At 59.2% G+C, this 14131-nt stretch carries 15 protein-coding genes; 8 read left to right on the top strand and 7 right to left on the bottom strand.

Features of this window, described 5'->3' with window-relative positions; genetic code table 11:
* The first annotated feature begins 46 nt into the window (after window positions 1-46).
* The gene (locus IEX44_RS06690) at window positions 47-727 is read left to right on the top strand and encodes a thiol:disulfide interchange protein DsbA/DsbL (RefSeq protein ID WP_188690781.1); all 681 of its coding nucleotides are present in this window, start codon (window positions 47-49) and stop codon (window positions 725-727) included.
* A 97-nt stretch (window positions 728-824) separates the two neighbouring features.
* Here IEX44_RS06690 and ubiT read toward each other — a convergent pair whose 3' ends face one another.
* The 6 genes from ubiT to IEX44_RS06660 form a co-directional block, all read right to left on the bottom strand.
* Window positions 825-1265, bottom strand: coding sequence for a ubiquinone anaerobic biosynthesis accessory factor UbiT (gene ubiT / locus IEX44_RS06685; protein ID WP_188690779.1), 441 nt, complete (start codon window positions 1263-1265; stop codon window positions 825-827).
* Entirely contained in the window at window positions 1262-2149 is an 888-nt protein-coding gene (locus IEX44_RS06680) for a U32 family peptidase (protein WP_188690777.1), read from the bottom strand. Before IEX44_RS06680 ends, ubiT begins: the two co-directional genes overlap by 4 nt.
* A gap of 21 nt (window positions 2150-2170) precedes the next feature.
* On the bottom strand, window positions 2171-3172 hold the full coding sequence (gene ubiU, locus IEX44_RS06675; RefSeq protein WP_444544659.1) for a ubiquinone anaerobic biosynthesis protein UbiU: 1002 nt from the start codon (window positions 3170-3172) through the stop codon (window positions 2171-2173).
* Between the two features lie 149 nt (window positions 3173-3321).
* Entirely contained in the window at window positions 3322-4263 is a 942-nt protein-coding gene (locus tag IEX44_RS06670) for a carbohydrate kinase family protein (RefSeq protein WP_188690774.1), read from the bottom strand.
* A gap of 120 nt (window positions 4264-4383) precedes the next feature.
* Window positions 4384-5445 (bottom strand): patatin-like phospholipase family protein, encoded by a 1062-nt coding sequence (locus tag IEX44_RS06665; RefSeq protein WP_188690772.1) that lies wholly within the window; start codon window positions 5443-5445, stop codon window positions 4384-4386.
* Window positions 5446-5448: 3 nt separating this feature from the next.
* Window positions 5449-6180: a pseudouridine synthase gene (locus IEX44_RS06660; protein ID WP_188690770.1), complete on the bottom strand. Its 732-nt coding sequence runs from the start codon at window positions 6178-6180 to the stop codon at window positions 5449-5451.
* Between the two features lie 81 nt (window positions 6181-6261).
* On the opposite strand from IEX44_RS06660, the gene IEX44_RS06655 reads away from it, so the two are divergent.
* From IEX44_RS06655 to IEX44_RS06625, 7 genes are all read left to right on the top strand, one after another.
* The gene (locus tag IEX44_RS06655) at window positions 6262-6879 is read left to right on the top strand and encodes a uracil-DNA glycosylase family protein (protein ID WP_188690767.1); all 618 of its coding nucleotides are present in this window, start codon (window positions 6262-6264) and stop codon (window positions 6877-6879) included.
* A gap of 22 nt (window positions 6880-6901) precedes the next feature.
* Window positions 6902-7417 (top strand): MarR family transcriptional regulator, encoded by a 516-nt coding sequence (locus tag IEX44_RS06650; RefSeq protein ID WP_188690764.1) that lies wholly within the window; start codon window positions 6902-6904, stop codon window positions 7415-7417.
* A gap of 91 nt (window positions 7418-7508) precedes the next feature.
* Complete coding sequence (locus tag IEX44_RS06645) at window positions 7509-8939, top strand: efflux transporter outer membrane subunit (RefSeq protein WP_188690762.1); 1431 nt, start codon at window positions 7509-7511, stop codon at window positions 8937-8939.
* Window positions 8940-9005: 66 nt separating this feature from the next.
* The gene (locus tag IEX44_RS06640) at window positions 9006-10172 is read left to right on the top strand and encodes an HlyD family secretion protein (protein ID WP_188690759.1); all 1167 of its coding nucleotides are present in this window, start codon (window positions 9006-9008) and stop codon (window positions 10170-10172) included.
* A 234-nt stretch (window positions 10173-10406) separates the two neighbouring features.
* Window positions 10407-11969: a DHA2 family efflux MFS transporter permease subunit gene (locus tag IEX44_RS06635; RefSeq protein ID WP_188690756.1), complete on the top strand. Its 1563-nt coding sequence runs from the start codon at window positions 10407-10409 to the stop codon at window positions 11967-11969.
* A 195-nt stretch (window positions 11970-12164) separates the two neighbouring features.
* The gene (locus tag IEX44_RS06630; RefSeq protein WP_188690753.1) at window positions 12165-12542 is read left to right on the top strand and encodes an antitoxin Xre/MbcA/ParS toxin-binding domain-containing protein; all 378 of its coding nucleotides are present in this window, start codon (window positions 12165-12167) and stop codon (window positions 12540-12542) included.
* Window positions 12517-13215, top strand: a complete 699-nt coding sequence (locus tag IEX44_RS06625) for an RES family NAD+ phosphorylase (RefSeq protein WP_188690750.1) — start codon at window positions 12517-12519, stop codon at window positions 13213-13215. The genes IEX44_RS06630 and IEX44_RS06625 overlap by 26 nt, the downstream gene beginning before the upstream one ends.
* 7 nt (window positions 13216-13222) lie before the next feature.
* Here the strand turns inward: IEX44_RS06625 and IEX44_RS06620 are convergent, their stop codons facing one another.
* Window positions 13223-14128, bottom strand: coding sequence for a LysR substrate-binding domain-containing protein (locus IEX44_RS06620; RefSeq protein WP_188690748.1), 906 nt, complete (start codon window positions 14126-14128; stop codon window positions 13223-13225).
* Between the last annotated feature and the right edge of the window lie 3 nt (window positions 14129-14131).

The following is a 14131-nucleotide window of genomic DNA, read 5'->3' as shown; positions in this document are numbered from 1 at the left end:
TGGTCAGAGCCGTCGTTGCCACCTCAAATACAAAGGAATGTTAGCAATGACTCGCTGGATCAAATCCCTGTTGCTGGCCGTGGGCCTGGTTGCCGCTACCGTTGCGCAGGCCGATATCAAAGAAGGCACGGAATACAAACTGATGGCCCAGCCGGTGCCGGTACAAGTGCCTGGCAAGATCGAAGTGATCGAGTTTTTCTGGTACGGCTGCCCGCATTGCTTCCATGTTGAGCCCTATGTTGAGCAATGGGCTGCCAAATTGCCGTCTGATGTGAATTTCATTCGTTACCACGTGGTATGGCAAGGCCGTAGCGATATTGAAGCGCATGCCAAGATTTTCATTGCACTGAACCAGATGGGTATTGCCGGCAAATACCAGCAAGCCGTGTTTAACGCCATTCAGCGTGACGGCGTCGAGCTGCGTCGCGAAGATACCCTGTACGACTGGGTGAAGAAGCAAGGCATTGACGTGAACAAGTTCAAGGCTGCTTATACCTCGTTCTCTGCTTCGGCCGAAGTGGGCAAGCTGGGGCAGCTGGTTGATACCTACCATATTGATGGCGTGCCGACCTTCATCGTTGATGGCAAGTTTGTGACCGCGCCTTCTATGGTGGGCAAGGAAGACGGTACCGTGCTGACCGTGATTGACCAGTTGATTGCCAAAGAGCGTGCTGCCAAGAAGCCGGCTGCGGCAGCGGCCACGGGTGAGACCAAAAAGAAGAAGTAAGTCTGGCTGCATCTCACATGCGGGGTTGTCTGGCATGTGATTGCAAACAAAAACGCCTGGTCAATGCCAGGCGTTTTTGTTTTTGGCGTGCCCGGGCTCAGGCCGGCCCCAGCCATTGGGCCAACGGGCCGGGCAAGACTGCGCGTAACTGATCCCAGTCTGTCGCATCCAGCCGGTTTTTCAGATGTAAACCCAGTTCGGTGTCGCCATCAATCTGCAGGCGGCGCTGAAAGAACAAGGTGTCGGGGTCCGACTCTTGCCGCATCATGGCCAGGAAGTCCTGCCAGCCAGCGCGCAGCGTGACATCGCCTTCCCGGCGTAACGCCACAAAGCCCCGGCCATTGTGACCCAGCGTGATGCCGATGGCGGGCTCGGTCAGTGCAATGCGTATGGCGCGGCCAGAGAGCCAGGCAAAGTCCTCTTCTTGCCACAGGCGCGGCGCTAGCCGGTTAAGTACAAAGGCAGCGACCATTGCGGGTGGCGCTTCGGGCAAGTGTGGAAGCGCCTGGGCGGGGAGTGTGCTGAAAAAGCGGATCATGTCGTGCTTCCGGTGATGTGCGCCAGGCCGGCCTGGCCGTGCCAGTAACCATTGGAAACGCCTTCGGGTTGCCAGGTGGCAAAGTCTGGCGTTGTGGTGGTGCCGGCCAGCGCAGCGGACCAGGCGGCAATCCACTCTGCGGTGTATTGCGCTTGCGGGCTGATGCGTACCGCATCCACGCCACTGCTATTGAGATCTGGCAGATCGTGCCACAGACTTTGGCAGGTGGCAGACTGGGTCTGAATCCCGTTGATGCGCAAAAAAGGCTGGCCATCCCGCGTATGTACTGGCAGCCCGTCCGGGTGCTCGATACAACGGAACTCACAGGCGTCTTTGTTCAGATCAAAGTGTCTGGCTGTAAAGCAGCGTGCGCTAAACGCCAGTGGTGCGTGGCCGTGGGCAAATACTTCGGTCTGAATGGTGCAAGTCCGATCAGCCAGCAACTGGCGCAATGCAGGGCCGGACATTTCTAGCGCCGGCACCCAACCTGCCGCACCCATACTGGCGTACCAGTCCAGTGTCGCGCCGTTGTAGATGTTCAGGTGCGGGCCAGCAATGATGGGGGCGCCGGCTTCGCGGGCGATGCGCACTGCACCCATGTCGTTGGCTTCCAGTGCAAAACCGGCTTCGGCCAGTTTGCGCAGGCTGATCAGATCGCCCGCGGACTCCAGGAGCGCTTGCGAGGACAGCACCACATTTTTGCCGGCCGCCTTCAAGTCTTGCGCCAGCGCGATCCAGTCTGCGGTGCGCAGTTCGTGGCGCCGGGCGCAGACCACTTCTCCAAGGTAAATGGTATCAACCGGCCAATGGGCGGCTGCGGCATAGAAGTCCAGTACTTGCTGGCGTGGCCAGTAGTAGAGCAGCGGGCCAAGAGTGAGTTTCATGGTTGCCTCCTTGTATGCGGCTCAGCGCCACGGACGGTGATAGGCGCCCAGCGTCTGCTGATGGCCTTCGGAAATCGCGGTCAGTTCTCTTTGCCACTCCGGGCGCACGCTATAGCGCTCCTGGGTTGCGGCATCCAGGGCAGCGCGCAACACGCGGGTGACCTGGGCTGTGTAGGTGGGGCTGCGCTGGCGGCCCTCGACCTTGATCGCTGCGATGCCCATGCGGATCAGTTCAGGCAGGATCGAGAGTGTGTTGAGGCTGGTCGGTTCTTCCAGCGCGTAATACGTGTCGCCCGCGACATCGAAGCGCCCTTTGCACAGCGTCGGGTAACCGGCGGGTTCATCTTTGTCGAAACGGTCGATCAACATGCCGTTCAGCCGCGCGTGCAAGGTGTCGCCGTGCTGATCCCAGCGCACATGTGCGGCGGGCGAACACACACCGTGGGTGTTGGGCGATTCACCGGTGACCCAGGAAGACAACGCGCAGCGGCCTTCGGCCATGACGCACAAACTGCCAAAGCCAAACACTTCGATCTCAACGGGGGTATGCGCTGCGACGTATTCCACTTGCGGCAAGGTCAATACGCGGGGCAACACCACGCGGGAGATACCAAAGCATTCGTACGCGAGGTTGATGGCATCGGCATTGGTGGCCGAGCCCTGCACTGACAAATGACGCCGCAGCGCAGGCCAGGTACGGGCGGCGTAATCCAGCAAGCCGGGGTCGGCCATGATCACGGCATCTGCGCCTAGTTCTGCAGCGCGGTCCACCGCGCGATGCCAGTGCGCTGTTTTGCCGGCCAGGGGGTAGGTATTGATGGCGACCAACACCTCGCGCCCATGGCGATGGGCATAGGCCACGCCTTCGGCCAGTTGGGTGTCGGTGAAATTCAGCCCGGCAAAATTGCGGGCATTGGTGGGGTCTTTGAAACCGACATAAACCGCGTCGGCGCCGTGATCGACGGCTTTTTTCAGCGCCGGCAAACTGCCAGCCGGGCAAACGAGATGAGGAACACGCATGATGCGCTCCGCCGAAGGTGGCAAAGCGCAGGAGCTTAGGCGCGTTAGCGCTGGGGGCTTTTAATCCAGGTCAAACCGTATTCTTGTAATTCAGCGTTGGTTTGATGAGAAACAGCCCGACGATCCGCGCCGGGCTGTATTTACGCGTGTACTCAAGCAGGCCAGGACTGACCGAATTCACGCTCGAAACGCGCTTTGACATCAGCCAGAACCACGTCGTGGTTTTGTGCGCCGCGTCGGGCAATTTTCAGTGCACCCAGCAGTGACGCCAGACGGCCTGTGCTGGGCCAGTCCCAACCATGGCTGATGCCATACAACAGGCCGGCGCGGAATGCATCACCGCAACCGGTCGGATCAACCACCGCTTCAGCCTGAACCACCGGAATACGATGGACTTCGCCGTCTGCGTAGATTTCCGAACCTTCGCTGCCGTAGGTCACGATCAGCGCTTTCACTTTTTTGGCCAGATCCGGAATCGACACACCGCAACGGCGGGACATAACCTCGGCTTCATAGTCGTTCAGCGTCAGGTAGTCGGCCTGTTCAGTCATTTCCAGCAGTTCTTCACCTGAGAACAGCGGCATGCCCTGGCCCGGATCGAAGATGAACGGCACGCCACCGGCGGCCAACTGACGGCAGCGGGCTTGCATGCCCAGTTTGCCGTCCGGGCCCACAATACCCAGTTCGACCGGGACACCGATGTCTTTGCTGTCGATAAAATGCGAAAAATTCATCGCGCCTGGGTGAAAGGCCGCGATCTGGTTGTCATCGAGGTCCGTTGTCACAAAGCACTGCGCGGTGAAGTGTTCCGGCAATTCTTTGATCCCGGCGCGAGAGATACCTTGTTGGTCCAGACGTGCCGCATACGGGCCGAAGTCACTACCGACGGTGCCGACCATCAGCGGGTCGCCACCCAGGCCTTTGAGCGAGTAGGCGATATTGCCCGCGCAGCCGCCCAGTTCGCGGCGCATTTCCGGCACCAGGAAAGAAATGGAAATGATATGCAGCTGGTCAGGCAGCAGGTGGTTCTTGAACTGGTCCTGGAACACCATGATGGTGTCGTAGGCAATGGAACCGCTGATCAGAATGGCCATGGCGCGCTCAAATAGAAAATAGATGTAAACGATGGCGGCATTATGCCACCGCCGTATCTGCAACAGGCTGAGCGTTACTGCAGGTGTGTATGAAAATCGCGAATCTGGCTGCAGGCGGCGTCAGGCCGTCATGGGTCGTACAAACTGCAGTGGCTCGTTGCTGTGCATGAAGGTTGCAAAGTCATCGGCCAGATGTTGACCAAGATCGATGGCTTTTTTCCAGTCACGTTCGCGTTCGGCATCGCGGCCGGCATAACGACCGAAGTCTTTGCGGCTGGGCACCCGCCCGTTGGGCAACAATTGCAGGAATTCGGCGGTGGGCGTCATCAGCAAGGTGCGTTGCAGATAACGCGGTTTGCGCCAGGGCAAGAATTGATCGAGCCAGCCCGTCGTTACCCGGTGCGAGAAATGCGGTAACAGCAGCAAACCTTCGGGCTGGTTCAGTGCCAGATCCATGTGATAGTCGATCAATCCGCCATCCAGATAAGCGCCCGCCGGCGCGCCGGGGATGTCGCGGACGGTTTCCAGTACGCCAGGAATGGTGCCGCTGGCCAGCAAGGCCGGGGTAAAGTTGGCTTGATCGAGTGCGATGGCGGTGTCACCAAAGCCGTCATCCATAAACCGTGCGGGCGACTGTCCGGTGTGAAAGACCACGCGCTGGAAATACCCGGCCATATTGCGCCGACCACGGGCATTGGCCAGTACAGCACGGCCCAATGCCAGTTTGTCACGGCCACTGCCAGTGCCATCTATGCCATTCATGCCGCGTGCGGTCAGGATGGAGAGATGGATGCGCGGATTGGCCAGAATCTGGGCGACGCCCTCGGCACCGAGCATGGCGTCCATGATTTCTCTGGCCACCTGGGTGACCTCGGCTGGAGTGGGTTTGAGGCTGTAGCGCTGTGCCAGGTAAGCCGCTTCAAAGCGATCCAGCCCGGCCAGCGGATCTTGCACGGCAGCCGCCGCTAACCGCCACGCACCAATGGATGCGCCCACTGCCTGCAGCGGACGCGTGCGCTGCGGCAACCAGTCGCCAAACAGCACGCGATCCAGTCGGGCCAGCACCTGCCACTTGGGGCCACCCGCAGCCGCACCCAAATGGGAGAACAGATCAGCCTTGAAACCGTCGGCCTGAAGTTGGCGATAGGCCTCCGGGCCGGCGGTGATCTCCAGATATTTCATGTTTTATGCGCCGGTATCCGGTTCGCTGTTCAGGGCCACGATCTGGGCTTCTGTGAGGTAACACCACTCACCTTCGGCCAGGTTAAGTGAAGAGAGCGTCAAACCGCCAATGGCTACGCGAGTCAGTGCGGCGCAGTGATTCCCGGCTGCGGCCAGCATGCGTTTGACCTGATGATATTTACCCTGATCGAGCACGATTTCGATATGCGTCGGGTCTAACAGTTTCGCCGACAACGCAGCGATCGGCGCGGGTTCGTCATGCAGTTGCACGCCGCTTTCCAGTTCCTGCGCCAGTGCTTCTGTCGCAGGTTCAGCCAGCGTTGCCATATACGTCTTGGGCTGGTGATGACGCGGGTGCGACTGCGCATGAATGAACGCACCGTCATCTGACAGCAAGATCAAGCCGGTGGTGTCGTGATCCAGGCGGCCTACGGGCTGTACATCCCGCCAGCGCAGCGGCTCTGGCAGCAGGGTCAGAATGCCCGGGTGATGGCTGGGTTTGCGTGAGCACTCGTAGTTGGGCGGCTTGTTCAATGCCGCGTAGACGTGCTCCCGGTAGGGCCAGTCTTCCTCGCCAAACAGGGTGATAACAAGGCCGTCCGTTTCTACCACGGCACGCCAGTCATCCATGACCTCGCCGTTAATAGAGACGTCGCCGTCGGTAACCAGCTCGCGGCAGCCTTTGCGGGTGCCGAAGCCTTGGGATTGGAGAATGCGATCGATTGCCAGTTTCATATCCGCAACTTTAACGCGCCCACGCGCGGATCGAAAGCGCCGTTACACTACGCTTTGTGCGTCGCCCGAATGGTTACCGCCATGATTTCCCTGCAAAACCTGCTCACTGACATCCGCGCCTGCCGTGAATGCACTGATTTGCCGCTTGGCCCGCGCCCGGTACTGGTGGCCGATGCGCGAGCCCGCATTCTGGTGATCGGGCAGGCCCCGGGGACCAAAGTCCACGCCAGTGGTGTGCCCTGGTCTGATGCTTCTGGCCTGCGACTGCGGCAATGGTTGGGCGTGGACGACGCCACTTTTTACGATCCCGCGCAGTTTGCCATCGTCCCCATGGGGTTTTGTTATCCAGGCAAGGGCAAGTCAGGCGACTTGCCCCCTCGTGCAGCGTGTAGCGCCTTGTGGCACCCACAGTTGCTACCGCTACTACCCAATATCGAGTTAGTCCTTGCGATTGGTCAGTACGCCCAAGCGTTTTATCTGGGCAATGCCCGTCAAGCTGACCTGACTACCACAGTGCGCGCCTGGCGCGACTATGCGCCGCGCACGTTTGTCCTGCCGCACCCGAGCCCGCGGAACCAGTTGTGGTTAAAGAGAAATCCATGGTTTGAGGAGGAAGTTGTTCCTGCCTTGCAAGGGCGGGTTGCGCACGTGCTGACCAATGGATGCTTGGTGGGTTCAAATATTTCTTGCCAAAAATAGTACAACTATTTACTATTTATTCATGAATGAAATCCATGATCAGACCGAAATCCCGAGTTTCGCGGATATCGAGAACCGAATTGACCGTGTGTGCTCCCGTGTTCCCGGCAGCAACCGTCAGGCGGTATTGCTCAAAATGCTGCTGCAGCATGTGGCGGGTGGTTTTAACTCGCGCATGAATCAGGTGCTGCGTGAATACGGCCTGAACCGCATCAGCTTTCTGGCGCTGATCATGCTGGTGAGTTCGCAAGGCAAGCCGCTCAATCCTTCTGATCTGGCCGAGGCCACCGGGGAGTCCCGTGCCAACGTCACGCGGATTTGTGATGAGCTGGTAGCCAAGGAATTACTGTCGCGCGAGCCCAACCCCGAAGACCGCCGTCGCATTGACCTCTACCTGGCCCCGCACGGAGATGAACTGGTCAAGGAACTCCTGCCCAAGATTCAGGATTACGCTTTTGTCGCCTTCCAGGTGCTGAGCGAGGGCGAACGTGACCAGCTTGAGTCCATCCTCAAAAAACTACTGGCTGTCTTCGCCTGATCCATTGTTTGTAAACAGAATCCATAAAAGTGGTTGGTTGATTTCGGCCACTTTTTTTTGCTCAAATAATTTAACTTTTGATTATAACGCCATGAAACAAAAGCTTGCATTTGGCATATTGGTCTTGCTGGCGGGTTGTGCCAGCATCCCTGATGACCACCCCACGGTACAGATGCGCGATGCGGCTGCTGCGCAACTTTCTACCCAGCTCAAGCTGGCTCAGGAAGGCTGGCCTGCGGCCCGGTGGTGGACCCGCTATCACGATGATCAATTGAACGCCCTGGTCGATGCAGCCTTGAAAGGCTCGCCGTCGCTGGCGGTGGCGCAAAGCCGCGTGGCACTGGCGCAAACCACCGTCAGTCAGGCCCGCGCTGCTGATGGCGTGAACATTGATGCCAGCATCCGTTCCACGCGTGAGTTGACCTCCAAGTACGGGATCTACCCGCCACCACTGGCCGGTACATGGATTACCGACACCGAGCCCATGATCAACGCGTCGTACGACTTTGACTGGTGGGGCAAACACAAGGCAGAGATCTCTGCCGCGTTGGGCGAAACCGCAGCCGCTCAGGCTGACTATGCCGCCGCAGAACAACAACTGACCGCAGCCGTGGCCCAAGCCTATTTTGACTGGCAAGCCGACCAGGCTCGCATTCAAGTGGTAGAGCAACAGCGTGACGTGCAGGATCGCCTGCATCAGATTGCTGCCCGCCGCGTGCAAAGCGGCCTGGATACAGATGCCGTGCAGCGCAGTGCGCGTGGTGATGTCGCCAATCAGGACAGCGTGATTGCGCAACTGCGCACCAGCGAGCGCAAAGACCGTGAAGCCTTGCGCGCACTGGTCGGCGCCACCGGTGATGTGACCAGCATCGATCAACTGAAAGCTGTGCCGCTGCCGATGACCGCTGGTGGCGTGCCGACCGATCTGGGCCTGAATCTGTTGTCCCGTCGCCCGGACCTGCAAGCGGCTCGCTGGCGCGTTGAAGCCAGCGTGAAGCGTACGGAAGCCGACAAGGCCGCGTTCTATCCGGACATCAACATTTCGGCATTCATCGGTTTCTCGAGTATCAGTCTGGATGACTTCCTCAAGCGCGGTACCCGCACTATGGGCATCACGCCAGGGATCAGTTTCCCGATCTTTGATAACGGTCGGTTGTCAGCCGGTTTGCAAGGCGATCGCGCCCAACGTGACGTGATCATCGCCCAGTACAACCAGGCACTGGTGAACGCGGTGCAGGATGTGGCCAATCAGGGTATCGCCCTGCAAGGTCTGGCTGATCAGGAAAAAGCCATGACGGCTTACCTGCGGGCGACTGAAGCCGTACGCGACAACCAGCAACGCCGCATGCAGAACGGCCTGACCGATCAGGGTTCGGTGCTGCGCGCGCAATTGCCGGTGCTGTTGATCCAGGAACAATTGTTGATCCTGAAAAACCGTCAACTCGCCGCTGAAGTCAGCCTGACCCACGCGTTGGGTGGTGGCTATGAAGCGCCTGCTGACACGGTAGCCCAAGCCAAATGATGACAGGGCCGGCCTGAGCGCCGGCCTGGTAAACCGAAAAGAATTCGAATCCGGAGATATTTGCAAATGACCACCGAAACCAACGCAGCCCAACCGGCAGAGCAGCAAAAACGCCGCAAGCCGGTGATGGCGATCCTGACTACCGTATTTGTGCTGGCAGGCATTGGCTATGGCATCTATTACGCGACCGTGCTGTCGCAACGTGAAGAAACCGACAACGCCTACGTCGGCGGCAATCTGGTCACGCTGACCAGCCAGGTCACGGGCACTGTGACTGAAATCCGCGCCGACGAAACCCAGTTTGTGAAAGCGGGTGAAGAACTGGTGAAGCTGGACCCGGTTGACGCCAAGGTGGCGCTGGCCCAGGCCGAAGCGGCCCTGGGCGACTCTGTGCGCCAGTTGCGCCAGCAATATGCCAACGCCGCGCAATATGACGCAGCGCTGGCCCAACGCAAGATTGACCTTGCCCGGGCGCAAGATGACCTGAATCGCCGTGCACCGCTGGCGGCAGATCATACGGTGTCGAGCGAAGAAGTCTCTCACGCCAAAGACTCGGTCGAGAACGCCAAGGCCGCGCTGGATGTGGCCGAGAAACAAGCTGCCGCCGCACATGCAGCTATTGATGGCGTAGATATCCCCAACAACCCGACCGTGCTGCGCGCCCGTGCCAACTTTGAACAGGCCTGGCTCTCTGTACAACGCAATGCGATCGTCGCGCCGGCTTCCGGTTATGTGGCCAAGCGTGGCGTGCAAGTCGGCGCTCGCATCACCCCGGGGCAATCGCTGTTGTCCATCGTGCCGCTGGATCAAGTGTGGGTCGATGCCAACTTCAAGGAATCCGAACTGCGCAATATCCGCATTGGTCAGCCGGCTAAACTGACTGCCGATATCTACGGCGGCAAGGTGGAATACAGCGGCAAGGTAGTCGGTCTGGGCGCTGGTACGGGTAGTGCATTCAGCCTGCTGCCGGCACAAAACGCCACCGGTAACTGGATCAAAGTGGTCCAGCGCGTACCGGTACGTATTGAACTGGACAAGAAAGACCTGGCAGAACACCCACTGCGCGTCGGTTTGTCGATGGTGGTAGATGTGGATACCCACAACCGTGACGGTGCCGTGCTGTCTGCTGCGCCGGAAAACAAGCCATTGTTCAGCACAGAAGCCTTTACCCAACCGATGCAGGAAGCCGACAAGCTGGCTGACAGCATTGTGCACAAGAACCTGGGCAAGTGATTTGCAACGCTGACCACCACGCGGCCACTTCCCTGAACGGGAAGCAGGTCGGATCGTGGACCGGGCTGGCAGTGCTGATGGCACTGTGCGCGCTTGTGCCCGAGCCACTGCGCTGGCCATTTGTGCGCCGTGTTGTCAGCCGCGAAAACAGGTGGATTCTCACCGTTATCCAATAGCACATCATGGCCGCCGTGTGTGCGGCCATGAGGGGCAAACTCCGTCTGGAGGGTAATCATGACTGCCAGTACTCAGGCGGTTGCACCCAGCCCGGCGCCCTTGCACGGCGGCAAACTGGGCATGATGACCGTGGCGTTGTCTTTCGCCACGTTCATGGAAATTCTGGACACGACCATTGTGAACGTGTCCGTGCCGCACATTGCCGGTGATCTGGCGGTGGCGGCTAACCAGGGGACCTGGGCGATCAGCTCTTACGGTCTGGCAGCGGCGATTGCCGTGCCACTGACCGGCTGGCTGGCCGGGCGCTTTGGGCAGGTCAAATGCTTTTCGATGTCGGTGTTGCTGTTCACGCTGATGTCCATCATGTGTGGTCTGGCCAACAGCCTGCCCATGCTGGTGGCGTTCCGCTTTCTGCAAGGTCTGGTCTCCGGTCCGATGGTGCCGCTGTCGCAAACGCTGTTGCTGAACAACTACCCGCCTGAGAAAAAAGGCGTTGCGCTGGCGCTGTGGTCCATGACCGTGATTGTGGCGCCGATCTTTGGCCCGCTACTGGGTGGTTTCATCACTGACCAGTACAGCTGGCCGTGGATTTTCTACATCAACGTACCGATCGGCATTGTTGCTGGCATTGCGTCCTGGCAGTTGCTCAAGCATCGCGAAACCCCGACCGTCAAAAAGCCGATCGACGTGGTCGGCCTGATCTTGCTGGTGCTGGGTGTAGGTAGCCTGCAAATGATGCTGGATAACGGTAACGATCTGGACTGGTTCAACTCCACGTTCATCGTCACCTTGGCCGTGATTGCCACGCTGGCAATCAGCTACTTTGTGGCGTGGGAGCTGACGGATGAGCACCCCATTGTGGATCTGACGCTCTTGAAGCGGCACAACTTCCGTATCGGTGTGATTGTGTTGTCGCTGGGCATGTTCTGCTTCTTTGGCTCGACCGTGTTGTTCCCGCTGTGGTTGCAAACCGTGATGGGTTACAACGCCACGTGGGCCGGTATTGCCACTGCGCCGGGTGGGGTGCTGGCGCTGTTCTTGTCGCCAATCATTGGCAAGAACATCACCAAACTGAACCTGCGGATGGTGTCGTCGGTCGCCTTTGCGACGTTTGCTGCGACCATGTTCTGGTACTCGGGCTTCACGCTGGAAACCAACTTTGGCTATATCGCGCTGGCGCGGTTTGCCCAGGGTATCGCCATTGCGTGTTTCTTTATCCCGATCAACCAGATCATTCTGGCTGGCCTCACGGGTGGGCAGATGGCGTCCGCATCCGGGTTGTCGAATTTCTTCCGGACCATTTCCGGTAGCTTCGCGACGGCGATTGCCGTGTTCTTGTGGGACCGTCGGCAGACCTTTAGCCACGCCCGTCTCACTGAGAACATCACCAGCGCCAGCCCGGCGACGACGGATTACCTGAACAAGCTGCAAGACCTGGGTATTGCTGGTCAGACAGCCTATGCGCAGATTGATCAAGTGATCAGCCAGCAGGCGTTCATGATCGCGACCAAAGAAGTGTTCTGGTTGTTGGGGGTGATTTTCCTGTCGCTGGTCGTCGTGGTGTGGTTCGCCAAGCCGCCGTTTACCAACAGTGCCGGTTCAGGCGGTGGTGGCCACTGATTGCGCCTGGCGCCGTGGCAATGTTGGTTTGCACGAGATATAAGCCGACTCAGGGCAGACCCCGGTCTGCCCCATTCGCACCATGTGCTGTGCCAAGCCTTGGCGTGATGATGAAAACCCTTGCCGCTCAACCGGCAGGATTTTTCTTTGGAAAATAAATCGTGGTATATTTTCAGTAGAAAAAGGAGATCCGCCATGACCGCTCTGCAAAAACCGACACCGCAAGAAGAAGCCGTGGTGACGCGGGCCGTGGTGCGCACGGCTGAGAAGCTGGATTTCCGCCAATCTGACCTGGGCCGTTTGCTGGGTTTGTCGGGCGCCAGTGTCAGCCGTATGGTGCACGGCCAGTACGAACTCAACATTCACCGCCCGGAATGGGATGTCGCGCTGGCGCTGATCCGCGTGTATCGCTCGCTGTCGAGCATTCTGGGCGGACAGGAAGACCTGATTCGTCGCTGGATGCATTCGCCCAACACCGATCTGGGCGGTGTGCCGTCCGACATCTTGCGCCGTGGCGCGGCGGGTCTGTTCCAGGTAGGGATTTATCTTGATTCCATGCGCGGCCGCATTTAACGCAGAAGTCACCCTCAAGCCCTGGCGTTCGGTCGAAACCCAACGGGAAGTCGCCACGCTGGCGCTAGTCGATAACGACCCGGACGAGCAAGCGTTGCTGGAGTCCATTCTGGACGACAACAAGCCACCGTTACCGGCCGAGGCCAGCAAGTTGCATTATTTGCTGGCAACGCCATTCCGTTATCCGGCGCATCCGCCCAATGGCAGCCGCTTTGTGCGGCCAGGTGCGCTAGGCATGTTGTACGCAGCCAATAACAAGGTGACGGCCATGGCTGAATCCGGCTACTGGCAACACCGCTTCAACCGCGCCTCCGAAGGCTTGCGCGATACCCACGTCACGCTGGCCCGCACGCTATTTCAGATCAGCGTGGCCGGTAAAGCCATTGACCTGCTTAAGCCGCCGTTCAGTGATCACGCCGAATTGTGGAACCAACCCGACAACTACGCTCCCACGCATGAACTGGGTAGCGCTGCGCGTGAAGCGGGCAATGTCGATCTGATCTTGTATGAATCCGTGCGCGACCCGGACCATGGCATCAACGTGGCGGTGGTGAATGTGCGCGCCTTTAAACGGCGCAAACCGCTGGCCAGCGAGGAATGGCATTTGACGCTGCAGGGCCCTAATGTCCTGTTCCGGCGTGGTGAAGAGACCATCGCGTTTCGGTTCGACTAAGTATTGTTCAGTCCTCTTCCCACGCCGATTCATTGGGCGGCGTGTCCGCCAGTGCCAGATAGGCCAGCACGGCGCCGGTGGTTTCATCACGACGGCTGATTCGCACCAGCCGTGCTGACAATTCCGGGTGCATCACGTGGCGATAAGTGATGCCGGGCATGGCAATGTCTGCCAATGAGGCCGGCACCAAAGCCACGCCCAATCCGGCCGCAGCCAGCGCCACCACGCTGAGCGTGTTGCTGGCGCGATGGGCGATAACGGGTTCGCGTCCGAACTCCGCCCGCAGTACGTTGAGCATGTCGTTGCTTTCATCTGCGCTGTAGACAATGAGCGGTTCGGCGGCAATGTCAGACAAACCGATATGTACGCGACTGGTCAGGGGGTGATCTGTCGCCATGGCCGCCAGCAAGGGCCACTCGCCAATCTGCGCGACATTCAGCGCCGGCGAGATCAGTCCGCCGCCGTGATCCGGGCAATAGGCGACATCAATACGCCCGGCCAGCAAGGACTCGACCTGTGCTTGCGGGGGTACTTCCACGACCTCAAGTTGTGCCGTGGGGTGTGCGCGATGAAACCGGTGCAGATCAGCGGTGAGTTGCCCGCTGAACACAGCATTGCCGGCAAAGCCAATGCGTACCGAGCCCAGATCGCCCCGAAGTGATTTCGTCACCGTCGCACGTGCCCGTTCGGCCTGTTCCAGAGTGCGGCGCGCTTCAATCAACAATGCCGATCCGGCCGCTGTGAGCGTAACCATCCGGCTGGTGCGCACGAACAAGGGTCCGCCCAGTTCTTCTTCCAGTGCCTTGATCTGCATGCTGAGTGCCGGTTGCACAATATGCAGCCGCTCTGCCGCGCGACCGAAATGGCCTTCTTCTGCCACTGCTACAAAGTAACGCAGGTGCCGTAGTTCCATGAA

This window comes from Silvimonas amylolytica, assembly GCF_014645555.1.
GTDB lineage: Bacteria > Pseudomonadota > Gammaproteobacteria > Burkholderiales > Chitinibacteraceae > Silvimonas > Silvimonas amylolytica.
The sequence above is the reverse complement of the archived record's forward strand: the minus strand, read 5'-3'. Positions and strand labels throughout refer to the sequence as shown.

Excerpts from the sequence above, each read along its gene's own strand:
- IEX44_RS06630 (WP_188690753.1), top strand. The coding sequence starts at position 12,165 with ATGACCGCTCTGCAAAAACCGACACCGCAAGAAGAAGCCGTGGTGACG.
- IEX44_RS06650 (WP_188690764.1), top strand. The coding sequence starts at position 6,902 with ATGAATGAAATCCATGATCAGACCGAAATCCCGAGTTTCGCGGATATC.
- ubiT (WP_188690779.1), bottom strand. The coding sequence starts at position 1,265 with ATGATCCGCTTTTTCAGCACACTCCCCGCCCAGGCGCTTCCACACTTG.
- IEX44_RS06620 (WP_188690748.1), bottom strand. The coding sequence starts at position 14,128 with ATGGAACTACGGCACCTGCGTTACTTTGTAGCAGTGGCAGAAGAAGGC.
- IEX44_RS06660 (WP_188690770.1), bottom strand. The coding sequence starts at position 6,180 with ATGAAACTGGCAATCGATCGCATTCTCCAATCCCAAGGCTTCGGCACC.
- IEX44_RS06645 (WP_188690762.1), top strand. The coding sequence starts at position 7,509 with ATGAAACAAAAGCTTGCATTTGGCATATTGGTCTTGCTGGCGGGTTGT.
- IEX44_RS06640 (WP_188690759.1), top strand. The coding sequence starts at position 9,006 with ATGACCACCGAAACCAACGCAGCCCAACCGGCAGAGCAGCAAAAACGC.
- IEX44_RS06680 (WP_188690777.1), bottom strand. The coding sequence starts at position 2,149 with ATGAAACTCACTCTTGGCCCGCTGCTCTACTACTGGCCACGCCAGCAA.
- IEX44_RS06670 (WP_188690774.1), bottom strand. The coding sequence starts at position 4,263 with ATGGCCATTCTGATCAGCGGTTCCATTGCCTACGACACCATCATGGTG.
- IEX44_RS06690 (WP_188690781.1), top strand. The coding sequence starts at position 47 with ATGACTCGCTGGATCAAATCCCTGTTGCTGGCCGTGGGCCTGGTTGCC.
- IEX44_RS06665 (WP_188690772.1), bottom strand. The coding sequence starts at position 5,445 with ATGAAATATCTGGAGATCACCGCCGGCCCGGAGGCCTATCGCCAACTT.
- IEX44_RS06635 (WP_188690756.1), top strand. The coding sequence starts at position 10,407 with ATGACTGCCAGTACTCAGGCGGTTGCACCCAGCCCGGCGCCCTTGCAC.
- IEX44_RS06655 (WP_188690767.1), top strand. The coding sequence starts at position 6,262 with ATGATTTCCCTGCAAAACCTGCTCACTGACATCCGCGCCTGCCGTGAA.